Annotated in this window: 16 protein-coding genes; 12 read left to right on the top strand and 4 right to left on the bottom strand. The window is 73.5% G+C overall.

The window, feature by feature from the left end:
* Positions 1-17 precede the first annotated feature (17 nt).
* From EDF20_RS05290 to ccsB, 5 genes are read left to right on the top strand one after another with little or no spacing between them, the layout of a single operon-like run.
* Positions 18-665 carry a histidine phosphatase family protein gene (locus EDF20_RS05290; RefSeq protein WP_133737894.1) on the top strand — a complete coding sequence of 216 codons (648 nt, stop codon included), beginning with the start codon at positions 18-20 and terminating at the stop codon, positions 663-665.
* Positions 665-1,273, top strand: a complete 609-nt coding sequence (locus tag EDF20_RS05285; protein ID WP_133737893.1) for a TlpA disulfide reductase family protein — start codon at positions 665-667, stop codon at positions 1,271-1,273. The genes EDF20_RS05290 and EDF20_RS05285 overlap by 1 nt, the downstream gene beginning before the upstream one ends.
* Positions 1,274-1,275: 2 nt before the next feature.
* A complete protein-coding gene (locus EDF20_RS05280) occupies positions 1,276-2,067 on the top strand; it encodes a cytochrome c biogenesis protein CcdA (RefSeq protein WP_133737892.1) in 792 nt (263 codons plus the stop codon).
* Positions 2,051-3,934 carry a cytochrome c biogenesis protein ResB gene (locus EDF20_RS05275; protein WP_133737891.1) on the top strand — a complete coding sequence of 628 codons (1,884 nt, stop codon included), beginning with the start codon at positions 2,051-2,053 and terminating at the stop codon, positions 3,932-3,934. Before EDF20_RS05280 ends, EDF20_RS05275 begins: the two co-directional genes overlap by 17 nt.
* Positions 3,931-5,001, top strand: coding sequence for a c-type cytochrome biogenesis protein CcsB (gene ccsB / locus EDF20_RS05270; RefSeq protein WP_243833373.1), 1,071 nt, complete (start codon positions 3,931-3,933; stop codon positions 4,999-5,001). Before EDF20_RS05275 ends, ccsB begins: the two co-directional genes overlap by 4 nt.
* 139 nt (positions 5,002-5,140) lie before the next feature.
* Here ccsB and EDF20_RS05265 read toward each other — a convergent pair whose 3' ends face one another.
* Positions 5,141-6,157 (bottom strand): o-succinylbenzoate synthase, encoded by a 1,017-nt coding sequence (locus tag EDF20_RS05265; protein WP_243833372.1) that lies wholly within the window; start codon positions 6,155-6,157, stop codon positions 5,141-5,143.
* Between the two features lie 39 nt (positions 6,158-6,196).
* On the opposite strand from EDF20_RS05265, the gene EDF20_RS05260 reads away from it, so the two are divergent.
* The 4 genes from EDF20_RS05260 to EDF20_RS05245 are packed head-to-tail and all read left to right on the top strand — an operon-like array spanning position 6,197 to position 9,832.
* Positions 6,197-6,682, top strand: a complete 486-nt coding sequence (locus EDF20_RS05260; protein ID WP_133737890.1) for a hypothetical protein — start codon at positions 6,197-6,199, stop codon at positions 6,680-6,682.
* A gap of 37 nt (positions 6,683-6,719) precedes the next feature.
* Positions 6,720-7,628: a 1,4-dihydroxy-2-naphthoyl-CoA synthase gene (locus EDF20_RS05255; RefSeq protein WP_133737889.1), complete on the top strand. Its 909-nt coding sequence runs from the start codon at positions 6,720-6,722 to the stop codon at positions 7,626-7,628.
* A 58-nt stretch (positions 7,629-7,686) separates the two neighbouring features.
* Positions 7,687-8,874, top strand: coding sequence for an AMP-binding protein (locus EDF20_RS05250; RefSeq protein WP_166644752.1), 1,188 nt, complete (start codon positions 7,687-7,689; stop codon positions 8,872-8,874).
* Between the two features lie 10 nt (positions 8,875-8,884).
* On the top strand, positions 8,885-9,832 hold the full coding sequence (locus tag EDF20_RS05245) for a 1,4-dihydroxy-2-naphthoate polyprenyltransferase (protein ID WP_233568984.1): 948 nt from the start codon (positions 8,885-8,887) through the stop codon (positions 9,830-9,832).
* 1 nt (position 9,833) lies between these two features.
* Here the strand turns inward: EDF20_RS05245 and EDF20_RS05240 are convergent, their stop codons facing one another.
* Positions 9,834-10,139: a DUF4229 domain-containing protein gene (locus tag EDF20_RS05240; RefSeq protein WP_123546720.1), complete on the bottom strand. Its 306-nt coding sequence runs from the start codon at positions 10,137-10,139 to the stop codon at positions 9,834-9,836.
* Positions 10,140-10,238: 99 nt separating this feature from the next.
* On the opposite strand from EDF20_RS05240, the gene EDF20_RS05235 reads away from it, so the two are divergent.
* The 3 genes from EDF20_RS05235 (at position 10,239) to EDF20_RS05225 (ending at position 13,355) form a co-directional block, all read left to right on the top strand.
* The gene (locus EDF20_RS05235) at positions 10,239-10,604 is read left to right on the top strand and encodes a PLD nuclease N-terminal domain-containing protein (RefSeq protein ID WP_133737888.1); all 366 of its coding nucleotides are present in this window, start codon (positions 10,239-10,241) and stop codon (positions 10,602-10,604) included.
* A 76-nt stretch (positions 10,605-10,680) separates the two neighbouring features.
* A complete protein-coding gene (menD, locus tag EDF20_RS05230; RefSeq protein WP_208292592.1) occupies positions 10,681-12,465 on the top strand; it encodes a 2-succinyl-5-enolpyruvyl-6-hydroxy-3-cyclohexene-1-carboxylic-acid synthase in 1,785 nt (594 codons plus the stop codon).
* 38 nt (positions 12,466-12,503) lie between these two features.
* On the top strand, positions 12,504-13,355 hold the full coding sequence (locus EDF20_RS05225; RefSeq protein ID WP_133737887.1) for a PPK2 family polyphosphate kinase: 852 nt from the start codon (positions 12,504-12,506) through the stop codon (positions 13,353-13,355).
* On the opposite strand, the gene EDF20_RS05220 is transcribed toward EDF20_RS05225, so the two are convergent.
* Both EDF20_RS05220 and EDF20_RS05215 read right to left on the bottom strand, forming a co-directional pair.
* On the bottom strand, positions 13,352-14,788 hold the full coding sequence (locus tag EDF20_RS05220; protein ID WP_243833371.1) for an MFS transporter: 1,437 nt from the start codon (positions 14,786-14,788) through the stop codon (positions 13,352-13,354). The genes EDF20_RS05225 and EDF20_RS05220 overlap by 4 nt on opposite strands.
* Positions 14,785-16,017: an isochorismate synthase gene (locus tag EDF20_RS05215; RefSeq protein ID WP_133737886.1), complete on the bottom strand. Its 1,233-nt coding sequence runs from the start codon at positions 16,015-16,017 to the stop codon at positions 14,785-14,787. The genes EDF20_RS05220 and EDF20_RS05215 overlap by 4 nt, the downstream gene beginning before the upstream one ends.
* Positions 16,018-16,036: the final 19 nt, after the last annotated feature.

The following is a 16,036-nucleotide window of genomic DNA, read 5'->3' as shown; positions in this document are numbered from 1 at the left end:
GATCTAGACTGGTGGCCATGCCCGCCCAGCAGATCCACCTCGTGCGCCACGGCGAGGTGCACAATCCCGACCACGTGCTCTACGGCCGACTCGAGGGCTTCGGGCTCAGCGAGCTCGGCCACCGGATGGCCGCCTCCTCGGCCGCGATGCTGCAGGCGCAGGGCGCCCCCGTCGCCGCCGTCGTCGCGAGCCCGCTGCAGCGCACCCGTGAGAGCGCCGCGCCCTGGGCCGCGGCGTTCGACCTCGACGTGCAGGTCGACGAGCGCCTGATCGAGCCGACGAACAAGTACGAGGGCCGCCGTTCGGACTTCACCGTCGCGAAGCAGCTCGCCGTGCCGGCCGAGTGGCCGTGGATCGTCAACCCGCTCAAGCCCAGTTGGGGCGAGGCCTACGTCAGCATCGCGGCGCGCATGCTCGCGGCCGTCGACGAGGCCTGGTCGAGCGTCGACTCGGGCGACGTCGTGCTGGTCAGCCACCAGCTGCCGATCTGGATGGTGCACCGCAGCGTGACGGGCGCCCGCCTCTTCCACGACCCTCGTCGTCGTCGCTGCTCCCTCTCGAGCATCACGACGCTCGAGCGGCACGGAGGGCGGTTCGTCGAGGTCGGCTACCAGGACCCCGCGGCGGACCTGCTCGAGCGTGCCGTCGACCTCGGGGCCGTCTGATGCGCCGCGTCTCCTTCGCCGTGGGCGTCGTCGCGGCGGCCTCGGCCCTCGCCCTCGTGCTCACCGGCTGCACCTCGCAGTCGGACCCCCTGGCCGAGCAGTACCGTGCGGGCGGCACCGAGAACTACATCAGCGGCGCCGGCACGGTCACCGAGGTGCCCGAGGCCGACCGTGACGACCCGGTCGAGTTCACCGGCACGACCGACGAGGGCGACGACTTCTCGCGGGCCGACCACGACGGCGAGGTCGTCGTCCTCAACTTCTGGTACGCCAGCTGCCCGCCCTGCCGCAAGGAGGCGCCCGACCTGCAGCAGCTCAGCACCGACTTCGCCGACGACGGGGTCCAGTTCGTCGGCGTCAACGTGCGCGACCAGGCCGACACCGCCCGCGCCTTCGCCGAGAAGTTCGACATCACCTACCCGTCGATCGTCGACACGAACGACGGCGCGGTCCAGCTCGCCCTCGCCGGCACCATCGCGCCCAACGCGGTGCCGACGACGATCGTCCTCGACAAGCAGGGCCGCATCGCGGCGCGCGTGCTCGGCGGCCTCGACGGCCCCAGCACGCTGAAGACCCTGATCAGCGACGCCGTCGCCGAGCAGGCCTAGAGGTGTACCAGGGCAACCCCTTCTTCGAGGCGGTCGCGGGCGGCCAGCTCGCGGTCGCCCTGCCGGTGGCGTTGCTCGCCGGCCTGATCTCGTTCCTCTCGCCCTGCGTCCTGCCGCTCGTGCCGGGCTACCTCGGCTACGTCGGGGGCCTCGCCGGAGGCGGTCGTCGCGCCGCCGGGACGCCCACGACCACCGCCTCCTCGACCGCCTCCCGCGACCGTCGACGGATGGTGATCGGCGTCCTCCTCTTCATCGCCGGCTTCTCGCTCGTCTTCGTCGGCGGCAGCCTCGCGTTCTCGGCCGCGGGCTTCTGGCTGATCCAGTGGCGCGACCTGATCGTCCGCCTGATGGGCCTCGTCGTGATCGCGCTCGGCCTCGTCTTCGTCGGCCAGTTCACGTTCCTGCAGCGCACGATCAAGCCCGGGTTCGCCCCGGCGACCGGCTTGGCCGGCGCCCCCTTGCTCGGCATCGTGTTCGGCATCGGGTGGACGCCGTGCATCGGCCCCACCCTCACCGCCATCTACGCCCTGTCGTTCACGAGCGGCTCGGCCACGTCGAGCGTGCTGCTCGGGCTCGCCTACTGCGTCGGCCTGGGCGTTCCCTTCCTGCTCGCCGCCCTCGGTTTCGGCTGGGCGACGCGCTCCATCTCGTTCGTCAAGCGCCACATGCGCGCCGTCAACATCGTCGGAGGCTCGATCCTGATCGCCATCGGTCTGCTCATGGTCACCGGGCTCTGGTCCTCCCTCATGTCGCACCTCGGGGCGGTGATCGCGAGCTATGGCACGATCGTCTGACCCCGAGCGCCGCACGTCGGTCGACCAGGGGGACGGGCCCGACCAGGCCGACGTGACCGACGTCTCGTCCGACCCGCTCCGCCCGAGCGACCACTACGACTCCGCTCCCGCCCGCACGCCGGGCGACCAGGGCGCGGGCTCCGCCGACATCGTCCAGCCGCGCCTGGGGCTCGTCGGCTACCTGCGCTTCTTCTGGCGGCAGCTGACGAGCATGAAGACGGCGCTGTTCCTCCTCATGCTGCTCGCCGTCGCGGCGATCCCAGGCTCGCTCGTGCCGCAGCGCACCTCCGACCCCAACGGCGTCGTCCAGTACCGCGCCGAGCACCCCGACCTGTTCCCGGTGCTCGACAAGCTCGGCGTCTTCGACACCTACTCGTCGCCGTGGTTCTCCGCCGTCTACCTGCTGCTCTTCATCTCGCTGATCGGCTGCATCGTGCCGCGCACGAAGCACCACTTCGAGGCCCTGCGCTCGAAGCCGCCGAAGACGCCCGCGAGGCTCTCGCGGCTGGCGGGCTACCGTTCCGTGACGCTGCAGACCGCAGGAGGCGCGGCGGACGCCGCCCTCGCCCCCGCCTCCGTCGTCGAGCAGGCCCGCGCGCAGCTGAGGCGCGCGGGGTACCGCACGCAGGTCTTCGGCGACTCCGTCAGCGCCGAGCGCGGCTACCTGCGCGAGACCGGCAACCTCGTCTTCCACACCGCGCTCGTCGGCGTGCTCCTGACCGTCGGGATCGGCGGCGGATTCGGCTACACGGGGCAGCGGGTGGTCGTCGAGGGCCAGACCTTCACGAACGCCCTCGTCTCGTACGACTCGTTCAACCCCGGCCGCTGGTTCAGCGACGCCCAGCTGTCGCCGTACAACATCACGCTCGACAAGTTCACGACGACCTACGAGGAGTCGAACGCGGACGCTCTCGGACAGCCGCTCGACTACACGGCCGACGTGACCACGACGACCCAGTCGGGCGAGACGAGCGAGCACGAGATCAAGGTCAACAGCCCGCTCTCGATCGGGGGCTCGAACGTCTACCTGCTCGGCAACGGCTACGCGGTCGACGTCACGGTGAAGGCGCCGGACGGCTCGGTCGCCTTCCGCGACACCATCCCGTTCCTCCCGCAGGACGCGAACCTCACCTCGCAGGGCGTCGTCAAGGTGCCGGACGGACTGTCGGACCAGATCGGCATGATCGGCTTCTTCTACCCGTCGGCCGTCGAGACCGGCGACGGGTCGGGCATCCTCGCCTCGAGCTACCCCGACCTGCTGAACCCGGTGCTGAGCCTCAACGTCTACCAGGGCGACCTCGGCCTCGACGCGGGCGTGCCGCAGTCGGTCTACTCCCTCGACACCGACGGCATGACCGAGATCGCGGGCGCCGCCGCCGACCAGTCGGCGCTGCAGCTCTCGCCCGGCACCACGGCCGACCTGCCCGACGGCCTCGGCACGGTGACCCTCTCCGACGTCAAGCGCTTCGCCTCCCTCGACGTGCACCACGACCCGTCGCAGCTCTGGGTGCTGCTCTTCGCCGGGCTCGTCTTCGCCGGCCTGCTCACGGCGCTGTTCGTGCCGCGCCGCCGTGTCTGGGTCAAGGCCACCACGACCGACGGGGGAGTCCTGCTCGAGTACGCCGGCCTCGCCCGCGGCGAGGACCCGACGCTCGCCCGCGCCGTCCGGGACATCGCTCGGACGCACCTCGCCGGTCTCGGCGTGCCCGCCGACGCGGCGCGTGCCGCGACGAGCGACGACGACCGCAGCGACGACCAGAGCGACGACCCGAGCGCGGCCGCTGCGTCTCCGTCCGGCTCGACCTCGAACGACCCTGCCCGCTCGACCGAGGCGCCCAGCCGCGCCGGACGTAGGATGCGACCGTGACCGAAGACCTCGCCAACTTCTCGCTCGTCGCCGTGTACTCGGCGATGGCGATCTACACGATCTCGTTCGTGGCCTTCGCCCTCGACCTCGCCAAGCGCTCGGGCGATGCCCAGCAGGCGCCTGCGTCGAGCGTCGCCGCGACCGCAGGGCCCGATGTGGGCTCGGCCCGCGGTGCAGGTCGCGGCTCGGCCCGCGCCGCCGTGTCGGGCGGCAGCACCATCGTGCTCGACCGCGAGGCCGCGACCGCCGTGTCGACGGGCGACGGCCGGGGCGACGGCCCCGACGGCACCTCCGGTCCCGGCTCGACCCGACGCCGTCGCGGCTCCAGCTTCGAGCGCGTCGCCACGGCGATGATGGTGCTCGGGCTGCTCGTGCACGTCTCGAGCGTCGTGACCCGAGGCCTCGCCGCGGACCGCGTGCCGTGGGCCAACATGTTCGAGTTCTCGCTCACGGGCACGGCGATCATCGTCGCGGTCTACCTGGTCGCCGGTCGCTTCGTCGACCTGTCGTTCCTCGGTGCCTACGTGATGGGCCTGAACCTGGTGCTGCTCGCGATCGGCAGCGTCAACTACTACGTCGAGGTCGTCCCGCTCCAGCCGGCGCTCCAGTCGGCCTGGCTCGTGATCCACGTGCTCGTGGCCATCCTCGGCACCGGCTTCTTCGCGATCGCGGCCGGCCTCTCGATCGCCCAGCTGATCCAGACGAAGCGCGAGCAGGCCCGGCTCTCCGGCCTCCGCTTCATGGACACCCTCCCGGCCGCGGACCGCCTCGAGGACCTCGCCTACCGCGTCGCCCTCGTCGGCTTCGTGCTGTGGACCTTCACGCTCATCGCGGGTGCCGTCTGGGCCGAGCGCGCCTGGGGCCGCTACTGGGGCTGGGACACCAAGGAGGTCTGGACGTTCATCATCTGGGTCCTCTACGCCGGCTACATCCACGCCCGCGCGACCCGCGGCTGGCGCGGCGCCCGGTCGTCGTGGCTGTCGATCATCGGCTTCGCCGCGGTGCTGTTCAACTTCGGCGTCGTCAACGTCTTCTTCAAGGGCCTGCACGCCTACTCGGGCCTCTGACCTGCCTCCTCATTCAGGAAGATCTGTCCTGATCCCCGCACCGGGGCGACCATTCGTCCTGATCCGTGCACGAATCAGGAAGTCTGCGGCCGCAGCTCCTGAGTTGTGGTTCGGGAGCGGCAGGCGCTCCGCTCGGGCCTCAGCGCGCGAGCAGCCCGTAGGAGGCGCGCACCCGTCCCAGCCACCACTCCCGTCGGGCGTCGGGCGCGGCGTGCTCCCGCAGCAGGTCCACGTCGACGTCGATCCGCCGTACGTCGACGGAGCCGTCCACGGGCACGAGCGGCTCGCGCGTGACGTCGGCGGCCAGCAGGGCCGCGGTGCCGAGGCCGCAGTCGTAGGGCAGGTCGGGCAGCGCGGCGGCCAGGTACGCCCCCATGCTCAGGCCGACCGAGGTGTCGAGGGCGCTCGAGACGACCACGGGCAGCCCGGCCTCCGACACGATCCGGAGGGCCGTGCGGATCCCGCCGAGCGGCTGTGCCTTGACGACGAGCAGGTCGGCCGCGCCGGCACGGGCGACGGCGAGCGGGTCGGCGGCCTTCCGGACGCTCTCGTCGGCGGCGATCGGCACGCCGAGGTCGGCCGTGCGGCGTCGCAGCGCGGCGAGCTCGGGCACGGTGGCGCAGGGCTGCTCCGCGTACTCGAGACCGAGCGGGGCCAGGGCCCGCAGCGCCTCCTCGGCTCGGTCGACGGTCCAGCCGCCGTTGGCGTCGACCCGGACGCGGCCCTCCGGCCCCACGTGCTCGCGGGCCGCGGCGACGCGGGCGACGTCGTCGGCGAGCGACTGCCCGCGCTCGGCGACCTTGACCTTGACGGTGCGGCAGCCGGGGAACCGGGCCAGCACGCCCGCGACCTCGTCGGGCCCGACCGCGGGCAGCGTTGCGTTGACGGCCACGCGGGAGGTGCGGGGCGAGGGGGCAGGACCCCAGCCGAACTCGACGGCCGCCGCCAGCCAAGCCGCCGCCTCCTCGGGCCCGTACTCGACGAAGGGACTGAACTCGGTCCAGCCGCGAGGGCCCTCGACGAGGAGCGCCTCGCGGACGTCGATGCCCCGGAACCTCGTGCGGAGGGGCAGCTGCACGACGTGCGCACCGGCCAGCAGGTCGTCGAGCGGCGGCAGCTCGGTGCGGGGGAGGAGGGGGTCGGCGGGCGTGGTCACCTCGCCAGTCTCGCACCGCGCCCGCTAGGGTCGGTCTCCATGGCCGCGCCCGATCTGACCCCGTCCGACGACGCCGAGACCCCCGCCGCCGAGCACGCCGAGAGCACTGAGGACGTCCAGCGAGGCGATTCCGTCGAGCCCGTCGAGCGCACCGACGACGTCGAGTCCACGGACGGCGGGTCGCGCGACGCCGAGGGGCTGGCCATCTTCGACGACCAGACCCATGACGACTCGGTCGAGCCGGGCCGCAGCTCGCGGCTGGGCGTCGTCGTCCTCGTCCTCGCCGTGGTTCTGCTCGCCCTCGACGGCGTCGCGATCGCCCTGCTCGCGGCCGACGGCGTCACGGCCGCGGCGTCGATCGCCCTCGTCACGATGCTCGCCTCGATCGGCGTGGGCGTCGTCGCGCTCGTGGCCGTGGCCACGCGCCGGGGCCGCTGGCCCGCCGTGGCCGCGGTGCTGCTGAGCGTGCTCGCCAACCCGTTCGTGTTCGTCTGGCTGCTGGGCACGCTCGTCCCCTCGCTCTGACCGTCGGCGAGCTGCCCCCGGTCGTAGGCTGGTGGGCATGTCCGCAGCCGTCTCCGACCTGTTCGATCCCGCTGAGTGGCGAGAGGTGCCGGGCTTCGACGGCCTGACCGACGTCACGTACCACCTCGACGTCGAGGGCCGGGTGGCCCGCGTCGCGATCGACCGGCCCGAGGTCCGCAACGCGTTCCGGCCGCGCACCGTCGACGAGCTGTACCGCGTGCTCGACCACGCGCGGCAGCAGAGCCGCGTGGGCGTCGTCCTGCTCACCGGCAACGGCCCCAGCCCCAAGGACGGCGGCTGGGCCTTCTGCAGCGGCGGCGACCAGCGCATCCGCGGCCGTGACGGCTACAAGGCCGAGGGCGCCGAGGCGAACGTGGCCGACCCTGCCTCGGCGGGGCGCCTCCACATCCTCGAGGTGCAGCGGCTGATCCGGTTCATGCCCAAGGTCGTCATCGCGGTCGTGCCGGGCTGGGCGGCGGGCGGCGGCCATTCGCTTCACGTCGTCTGCGACCTCACGATCGCCAGCCGTGAGCACGGCAAGTTCAAGCAGACGGACGCCGACGTGGGCTCGTTCGACGCCGGCTACGGCAGCGCCTACTTCGCGAAGCAGATCGGCCAGAAGCTCGCCCGCGAGGTGTTCTTCCTCGCCGAGGAGTACAGCGCCGACCGCGCCCACGAGATGGGCGCCGTCAACCGCGTCGTCGCGCACGCCGACCTCGAGCAGGAGGCGCTGGCCATGGCCCGCGTCGTCCTCACGAAGTCGCCCACCGCGATCCGCATGCTCAAGTTCGCGTTCAACGCCACCGACGACGGCATCGTGGGCCAGCAGGTCTTCGCGGGCGAGGCGACCCGCCTCGCCTACGGCACCGACGAGGCCGTCGAGGGGCGCGACTCGTTCCTCGAGAAGCGCGAGCCCGACTGGTCGCCGTTCCCGTGGCAGTACTGACGCCGACGCCGACGCCGACGGCGCAGGCGGCAGGACACGACACGAGGAGGCGCGGCGCGTGACCCGCCCCCTCCTCCCCGTCGACGCGCGTCGCCCGCTCGACGTGCTCGAGGCGCTCCGCGAGGCCCTCGCAGGCGGTCCGGCCGTCGCCCCGCGGACCGACGACCACGTCCCCGCCGACCTTCCCGCCACCGTGCCGCAGCCCGTGGCGCTCGTCGTCGAGACGAGCGGGTCGAGCGGCGTGCCCAAGCGCGTGATGCTGCCCGCCGACGCCGTGCTCGCCGGCGCGGCCGCCGCCGACGGCGCGCTGAGCGGCCCCGGGCAGTGGGTGCTGGCGCTGCCGGCGCACTACGTCGCGGGCACCAACGTCCTCGTCCGGAGCATCGCCGCCGGCACCGAGCCCGAGGTCCTCGCGCCGGGGCACTTCGACCCGGTCGCGTTCGCCGAGGCAGCGAGTCGCCTCGAGCACCCCGTGCGCTACGCGTCGCTGGTGCCTGCCCAGCTCGCCGCGGTGCTCGACGCCGCCGAGCACGACGCCGACGTGGCCGACGCGGCGCGGAGCTTCGCCGCGGTGCTGGTGGGCGGGCAGGCGACGCCCGCGTCCCTCGTCGACCGGGCCCGCGCCTCCGGCATGGCGGTCGTCCGCACCTACGGCTCGAGCGAGACGAGCGGGGGCTGCGTCTACGACGGGGTGCCCGTCGGCCGCACCCGGGTCGCCGTCGTCGACGGGCAGGTGGAGCTCGCCGGTCCTTCGCTCGCCCTCGGCTACCTGGGCGACGACGCCCGCACCGAGGCGGCCTTCGTCGTCCGCGACGGGGAGCGCTGGTACCGCACCGGCGACGCCGGCAGCGTGTCCGACGACGGCGTGCTCACCGTGAGCGGGCGTCTCGACGACGTCGTGGTCTCGGGCGGCGAGAAGGTGTCGCTCGGGCTGGTCGAGCGGCTCGTCCGCGAGCAGCCCGGCCTCGCCGACGCCGTGGTCGTGCGGGCGCCGCACGACCGGTGGGGCGAGGTGCCGGTCGTGGTCGTGGGCGAGGGGGGAAGCCCCGGGCCGCGCCTGCTGCCCGGGTCGCCCCGCCTCCCGGAGCTGTCCGAGCTGCGCGCGGTCACCGCCGCCGCCCTCGGCCGCGCCGCGGCGCCCGACCGGCTCGTCCTGCTCCCCGAGCTGCCCCTCCTCGCGAGCGGCAAGCCCGACCGCCGCGCCCTGGAGGCCCTCGTCGCAGGCGAGGACCCCGCCCGGAACTAGGATCGGTCCCGTGGCACGAGCGACGACATCCCAGAAGAAGAAGCGCGGCGGCCGACCGGGAGGCCGGCCGGGCGCCCAGCGCGCCCGCCGCGTCACGCCCGGCGACTGGATCGGCGGCGCCCGCCTCCGCACCCTGCCGCTCGGAGTCGCGCCCGTCGCACTCGGCACGGGAGTCGCGCGGGCGAACGGCAGCTGGGACCTCCCGCTGGCCCTGCTCTGCCTCGCGATCGCCGTGTTCCTCCAGATCGGCGTCAACTACGCGAACGACTACTCGGACGGCATCCGCGGCACCGACGCGCACCGGGTCGGCCCGGCACGTCTGACGGGTTCGGGCAGCGTCCGGCCCAGGACCGTCCTGCGCGTCGCCCTCGTCTTCTTCGGCCTCGCCGCGCTCGCCGGCCTCGTCGTCGTCGTGACGACCGGCTACTGGTGGATGCTCGCGGTCGGGGCCGCCGCCGTCGTCGCCGCCTGGTACTACACGGGCGGCAAGCGCCCCTACGGCTACAACGCCCTCGGCGAGGTCTTCGTCTTCGTGTTCTTCGGGCTGGTCGCCACCGTCGGCACCGCCTTCGTGCAGGTGCACAGGTTCCCCGCCGACGCGTGGGTCGCCGGCATCGCCGCCGGGCTGTTCGCCTGCGCCGTGCTGATGGTGAACAACATCCGCGACATCCCGCAGGACGCGGCGGCGGGCAAGCGCACCCTCGCGGTCGTCGTCGGCGACACCGTGGCACGGGCGCTCTACGCCCTGTTCCTGCTGCTGCCGTTCCTGCTGCTCGTCTACTTCGGCTTCCTGTACTTCAACGCGCCGTACGTCTACTTCGTGCTCATCACGGCGGTGCCGGCAGCGGTCATCGGCGTGACCGGCAAGACGCCGCGCGAGCTGATCCTCGCCCTGCAGCTGTCGTCGTTGACGGCGCTGCTGTTCGGCCTCGGCCTCGGGGCCGCGCTCTTCTTCTAGATCAGGAGGCGCGTCCCGCGTTGCGCTCGTCGCGTGCGGCCTCGTCGTCGCGGGCGTCGCGCTCGGCCAGCTCGGCGTCCTCGGCGAGGCTGTCGCCGTCGAGCGGCTCCGGCTTCGAGCGGCGCTCCGCGAGCTCCAGCGCGACCTGCCGACGCAGCGGCGCGAAGAACAGGTACGAGACGCAGAACGCCACGACTGCAGCGATGAGCGTCGCGAGGTACGGGTTCGGCAGCAGGAGCACGAGCACGACCAGCGCGACGAGGAACACGCCGAGGCGGACGATCGTGTACTTGACCCAGGGTTTCACGCGGCGAGTCTACGCGCGCCACCTGCGCCTCCTCGTCCCTGCGCGCACCTCCCTGCCCACCATCAGGCGACGCCCTGCCGGCCCGCCTATGCTCGGTCCATGGTGAAGTTCTTGGTCGTGGCGATCGTCGCAGCGTCAGCGTTCGTCATCTATGCCCTCATCGACTGCCTCTTCGCTGAGTCGTCGAGGTTCCGGGCCCTCAACAAGCCTCTCTGGGCTCTCATGATCGTGCTGCTGCCGGTCATCGGCGCCGTCCTCTGGTTCTTGATCGGCCGTGCGCGCAAGTCCGGCCAGTCCGAGACGCGACGCTTCGTCGCCCCCGACGACGACCCCGAGTTCTCGGGTCGTTCGAGCTCGACGGTCAGCGACCTCGACCGCGAGACGACCGACGAGCGCATCCGCCGCCTCGAAGAAGAGCTGGCCGAGCTCGACGGTGACGACAAGAACGACAAGAACAACGCCTGAGGCCGACTCCGTGACACGTCTCGAGGACGACCGGCCCGACGTCGCCGAGTCGGAACTGCCTGAGAGCGCCGGCCAGATCGGTGCGGACCAGGTCGATGCCGACCGAGCTGCCTCCTCGCCGTCGACCTCGGGCAGCGTCGCCACCGACTACGCCGTGGCCCTGCTCGCCGGCCTCGTCGACGCCGGGGTCCGCGAACTGGTCCTCAGCCCGGGTTCCCGATCGCAGGCGATCGCCCTCGCCGCCGCCGAGTTCGAGCGTGCCGGCCGACTGCGACTGCGTGTGCGGATCGACGAGCGCTCGGCGGGCTTCCTCGCGCTCGGCCTCGCCGTCGAGTCCGGCGTCCCGGCCGTCGTGGTCACCACCTCCGGCACGGCGGTCGCCAACCTGCACCCGGCGGTGCTCGAGGCCCACCACTCCGGGGTCCCGATGATCGTGCTGACGGCCGATCGTCCCGTCGAGCTCCGGGGCATCGGCGCCAACCAGACCACGCAGCAGCCCGGCATGTTCGGCGTCGCCACCCGGGCCGGACACGACCTCGAGGCTCCCCGGTCGGGCCCGGTCGACCCGGCGGCCGTGCGCTCGGTCGCGCGTGCCGCCGTCGCGACGGCCCTCGGCGCCCCCGACGCCGACCGGGCCGAGAGCGCCCCCGCCGTCCCTGGTCCCGTTCACCTGAACGTCGCGTTCCGCGAGCCGCTGTCGGCAGCGCTCGACTCGCTCCCCGCGGCCCGTCCCGAGCCGGTCGAGGCCGCCTCCTGGTCCGACGCCGCCCGTGTCGCCGCCGTGAGCGTCGAGGTCGACGTCGAGCCGGGCACGGTGGTCGTCGCCGGCGACGGGGCCGGTCCCGAGGCGGAGTCGCTCGCCCGTGCCCTCGGCGCACCGCTCGTGGCCGAGGTCTCGAGCGGAGCCCACTTCGGCCCGAACCTCGCACTCGGCTTCCGCACGCTGCTCGGCGACGCCGAGCTCGGCGGCGCCGTGCGTCGGGTCGTCGTGCTCGGACACCCGACCCTGACCCGCCAGGTCCCTGCCCTCCTCACGCGCGCTGGCGTCGAGGTCGTCGTCGTGCGCGGGGCGACCGCCGACGCGTACGACCCGGGCCGATCGGCCACGGTCGTCGACGCCGTCGACGTGGTCGAGACCGCAGGAGGCGCGCCCGACGACCGTGCCCACCGCGCCTGGGTGGGTCGCTGGGTGCACTCCGGACGCCGCGTCGTCGGCGACGACGAGGCCGCGCCCGACCTCGAGGCCGCGACGAGCGACGACGGCTCGGCCCGGGCCGAGTTCCTCCGGGGCGAGGTGGCCCTGCTGCGGCGTCCCGTGACCCGGCGCGCGCTGGCCGAGACCCTGTGGCGCGTGACGTGGCCGCACGACCGGCTCGTCCTCGGCGCCTCCCGCCTCATCCGCGAGGTCGACGAGGTCGTGCCCGGCAAGAAGATCCGCGTCCACGCCAACCGCGGTCTTGCGGGCATCGACGGCACGGTGGCGACGGCCACCGGCATCGCCCTCGCCAGCCAGGCCGACGACCGGGCACGCGGCGTCACCCGCGTGCTGCTGGGCGACCTGACCCTGCTGCACGACGTCGGCTCGCTCCTGTTCGGCGACGGCGAGGTGCGGCCCCGGCTGCAGGTCGTGGTCGGCAACGACGGAGGCGGGACGATCTTCGACGGCCTCGAGGTCGCGGCCACGGCCCCGGCCGACGCGATGCGCCGCGTGCAGTTCACGCCGCACTCCGTCCGGCTCGCGGGGCTGGCCGCCGCGTACGGCTGGCACCACGTGCTCGCCTCGACCCGGGCCGAGCTCGACCAGGCGCTCGCGAGGGCCTGGGACGGCCCCGTGCTGATCGAGGTGCCGCTCGCACGCTGACCGAGCGGCGATCAGGACCCGGCCGTAGGCTCGGGCCCATGGCCAAGACCTGGACGACCCAGCCCACCGAGATCCTCCGTGCCGGCCCCGAGCTGAGACTCGCCGAGATCGATCCTGCCTCGACCCCCGGCTTCTCCGGCGACAAGCGCTACGCCGCCCAGGTGCTCGAGTCGGGCCGCGACACGCTCGGCGAGCTGCAGGAGAAGCTCTTCGCCGGCAGCCGCACCGGGGGGTCGCAGGGGAACGTCCTGCTCGTGCTCCAGGGCACGGACACCGCGGGCAAGGGCGGGATCGTGCGCCACGTCGTCGGCGCCGTCGACCCGCAGGGCGTCGCGCACCACGCCTTCAAGGCCCCCACCGAGGAGGAGCTGGCCCACGACTTCCTCTGGCGCGTGCGTCGCGAGCTGCCCGGGCCCGGCATGATCGGGGTCTTCGACCGGTCGCACTACGAGGACGTCCTGATCGGGAAGGTCCGGCGGCTCGCCCCGCCGGAGGAGATCGAGCGCCGCTACGACGAGATCGTCGAGTTCGAGCGCGAGCTCGTCGACGCCGGCACGACGATCGTGAAGGTGATGTTGCACCTGTCGCGCGACGAGCAGAAGGAGCGTCTCACCGAGCGGCTCGACCGCCCGGACAAGCACTGGAAGTTCAACCCCGGGGACATCGAGGAGCGCCTGGTGTGGGACGACTACCAGGACGCGTACGAGACCGCCCTGCGTCGGACGTCGACGGACGCGGCGCCGTGGTTCGTCGTGCCCGCGGACCGCAAGTGGTACGCCCGCGTGGCCGTGCAGCGCCTCCTCGTCGACGCCCTCGAGGCCCGGGGGCTCGGCTGGCCGCCCGCCGGCTTCGACGTCGAGCTCGAGCGGACCCGGCTCGCCTCGACCTAGGCCCGGCTCCGCAGGGAGTCGCCCGCGCCCCTCGGCAGCCGCAGCCCCTCCGGCAGGCTCAGCAGGGCCAGCGCGGCGAGCACGACGAGCGCGACCTGGTAGCCGGTGGCGGCGCCTCCGACGCCCTCGGCCGTGGCGACCGTGTCGGCCACCCGGACCGTGAGGGCGGTCAGCGCGACTCCGAGCCCGACGGCGAGCTGTCCCGTGATCGACGCGATGGCGTTCGCCGGGGCGATCTGGGCGGCGGGCACGTCGGCGAACTGGAGGGTGTTGTAGGCCGTGAACCCCACCGAGCGGAAGACGCCGCTGACGAGCAGGATCGCCGCGACGAGCACGGGCGACGTGTCCGGCCCGACGAGCGCCGCGGCGACGAAGGTCGCGGCCAGGCCCACGGTGGCGACGACGATGATCGGCACGATCCGGAACCGGTGCATCAGGGGAGTGGTGAAGGGCTTGACGCCGAGGTTGCCGACGAAGACCCACATCAGCATCAGGCCGGCCTCGACGGGCGACCAGCCGAAGCCGTCCTGCAGCAGCAGCGGGACGACGAAGGGCACCCCGTTGACGACGGCCCGGTAGAGCGAGCCGCTGAGGTTCGTGACCCGGAACGTCGCGACGCGGAACGGCTCGAGATCGAGGAGGGGGTGCCTGGCTCGACGGAACCACCGGCCGGCCGCGAGCCCGAGGCCCACCGCCAGGACAGCGAGCACGACGCCCGCCAGCACGGTCGCCTGGTCGCCGAGCAGCTCGAACGCGACCACCAGGGCCACGATCGCGCCGACGACGAGCAGCAGCCCCGGCCAGTCGAGCGGGTGCCGGTCGCCGACCTCGGGCGACGGCACGACCCGCCAGGCCGCGACGAGCAACAGGGCGCCGATCGGCACGTTGACGAGGAACACCCACTCCCAGCCGAGGTGCTCGGTGAGGAGGCCGCCGATCAGGGGCGCCACGACGGGCGCCGCGAGGGCCGGCCAGGTCAGGTAGGCGATCGCCTTGATCAGCTCGGACTTCTCGGTGCTGCGCAGCACGATGAGGCGCCCGATCGGCACCATCATCGCGCCCGCGGCGCCCTGCACGACCCGAGCCGTCGTCAGCGCGACGAGGTCGGGGCTGAGCGCGCACGCGAGCGACGCCAGCGTGAACAGCACCACGGCGGCGAGGAACACCCGCCGTGCGCCCCACCTCTCAGCGAGCCAGGCGCCCAGCGGGATGAACGCGGCCACGGCGACCAGGTACCCGGTGACCGCGATCCCCAGCTGAGCGGGCTGCACCCCGAAGTCGCGAGCCACGGAGGCGGTGGCCGTCGACAGGATCGTGGCGTCGAGGTTCTCCATGAAGAAGGCCGCCGCGACCACCAGCGCCACCGGTCGCGACCAGCGCGGCGCGGCCGCCGCCTCCTCGGCTCCGGGCCCCGGCGCGGGGGTCGACGTCACAGCGAGAACGCCCCGACGACGGGCTGGAACTTCATCGTCGTCTCGGCGACCTCGCGCTCGGGGACGGACTCGGCGACGACGCCGGCACCGGCGAACGCCCGGACGGTGCCGTCGGGGTGCACCTGCGCGCAGCGGAGCGCGATCGCCCACTCGCCGTCGCCGTCGGCGCCCACCCAGCCGACGGGCCCGGCGTAGCGGCCGCGGTCGAACGGCTCGAGGCGGCGGATCAGGTCCAGCGCCCGCGGCGTCGGGGTGCCCGCGACGGCGGCGGTCGGGTGCAGCGCGGCGATCAGGTCGAGCGACGACGACCCGTCGGTGAGCCGCCCGCGCACGTCGCTGGCGAGGTGCCACAGGTTCGGGAGCTTCAGCGTGAACGGCTGCTCGCCGGTCACGACGTCGTCCGCGTGCGGGCCGAGCGAGAGGAGCAGGCTGCGCAGGGCGAACGCGTGCTCGTCGAGGTCCTTGGTCGAGGTGGCGAGGGCGTGGGCGGCCTGCTCGTCGGTGACGGCGTCGACGCCTCGCGCGCTGCTGCCCGCGAGGACGCGCGCGCTGACCTCGCCGCGCTCGGTGCGGACGAGGGTCTCGGGACTGGCCCCGATCAGGCCGTCCACGGCGAACGCGTAGCAGTCGGGATAGGCCGTGAGCAGGGTGGCGGCGACGAGCCGCAGGTCGGCCTCGGCGGGCATCCTGCCCACGAGGTCGCGCGCGAGCACGACCTTGCTCACCTCGCCGTGCCGGATCGCCTGCACGGCCTGCGCGACGGCCGCGCCGTAGCCGGGCCCGGACAGCTCGCCGTCGACCAGCCGGAGCTTCGCGGCCGCGCCCACGGGCGACGCCGGGGGCAGCTCGGCCCCGTCGACCCTCGTGATCCAGGCGACCCCGTCACGTCGCCCGAGCACGATGCGCGGCACGATCAGGACGCTCGTGTCGGCCGACTCGTCGTCGAACGCGAACGAGCCGAACGCCATCAGGCCCGTCCCCGGCACGCCGACCTCGTCGACGACGGAGGCGCGGCTCGCGACCGCGCGCCAGGCGTCGGCGGCGTCGCGCATCCGGTCGGGCCCGGTGAACTCGAGCCGCAGCGCCTCGCCGATGCCGGCCATGCCCGCGCCGCCGCGGACGAAGACGAGCGGGCTGCGCCGGTCGACGACGTCGAGGAGGGGGCTGATGTGGTCGATCTGCGTGGTGCGGACGGACAAGGAGGGGACGTGCAGCGACGAAGGGACCACGTCTCGACCCTACTCGGGC

The sequence above is a fragment of the Frigoribacterium sp. PhB116 genome, from assembly GCF_004364285.1.
Taxonomy (GTDB): Bacteria; Actinomycetota; Actinomycetes; order Actinomycetales; family Microbacteriaceae; genus Frigoribacterium.
Note: the sequence above shows the minus strand (reverse complement) of the source record. Positions and strands in the feature narration are given on the sequence as shown.

Bases quoted from the DNA above. Each gene is read 5' to 3' on its own strand.
- EDF20_RS05290 (WP_133737894.1), top strand. From the start codon at position 18: ATGCCCGCCCAGCAGATCCACCTCGTGCGCCACGGCGAGGTGCACAAT.
- EDF20_RS05285 (WP_133737893.1), top strand. From the start codon at position 665: ATGCGCCGCGTCTCCTTCGCCGTGGGCGTCGTCGCGGCGGCCTCGGCC.
- EDF20_RS05275 (WP_133737891.1), top strand. From the start codon at position 2,051: ATGGCACGATCGTCTGACCCCGAGCGCCGCACGTCGGTCGACCAGGGG.
- EDF20_RS05260 (WP_133737890.1), top strand. From the start codon at position 6,197: ATGGCCGCGCCCGATCTGACCCCGTCCGACGACGCCGAGACCCCCGCC.
- EDF20_RS05255 (WP_133737889.1), top strand. From the start codon at position 6,720: ATGTCCGCAGCCGTCTCCGACCTGTTCGATCCCGCTGAGTGGCGAGAG.
- EDF20_RS05235 (WP_133737888.1), top strand. From the start codon at position 10,239: ATGGTGAAGTTCTTGGTCGTGGCGATCGTCGCAGCGTCAGCGTTCGTC.
- EDF20_RS05225 (WP_133737887.1), top strand. From the start codon at position 12,504: ATGGCCAAGACCTGGACGACCCAGCCCACCGAGATCCTCCGTGCCGGC.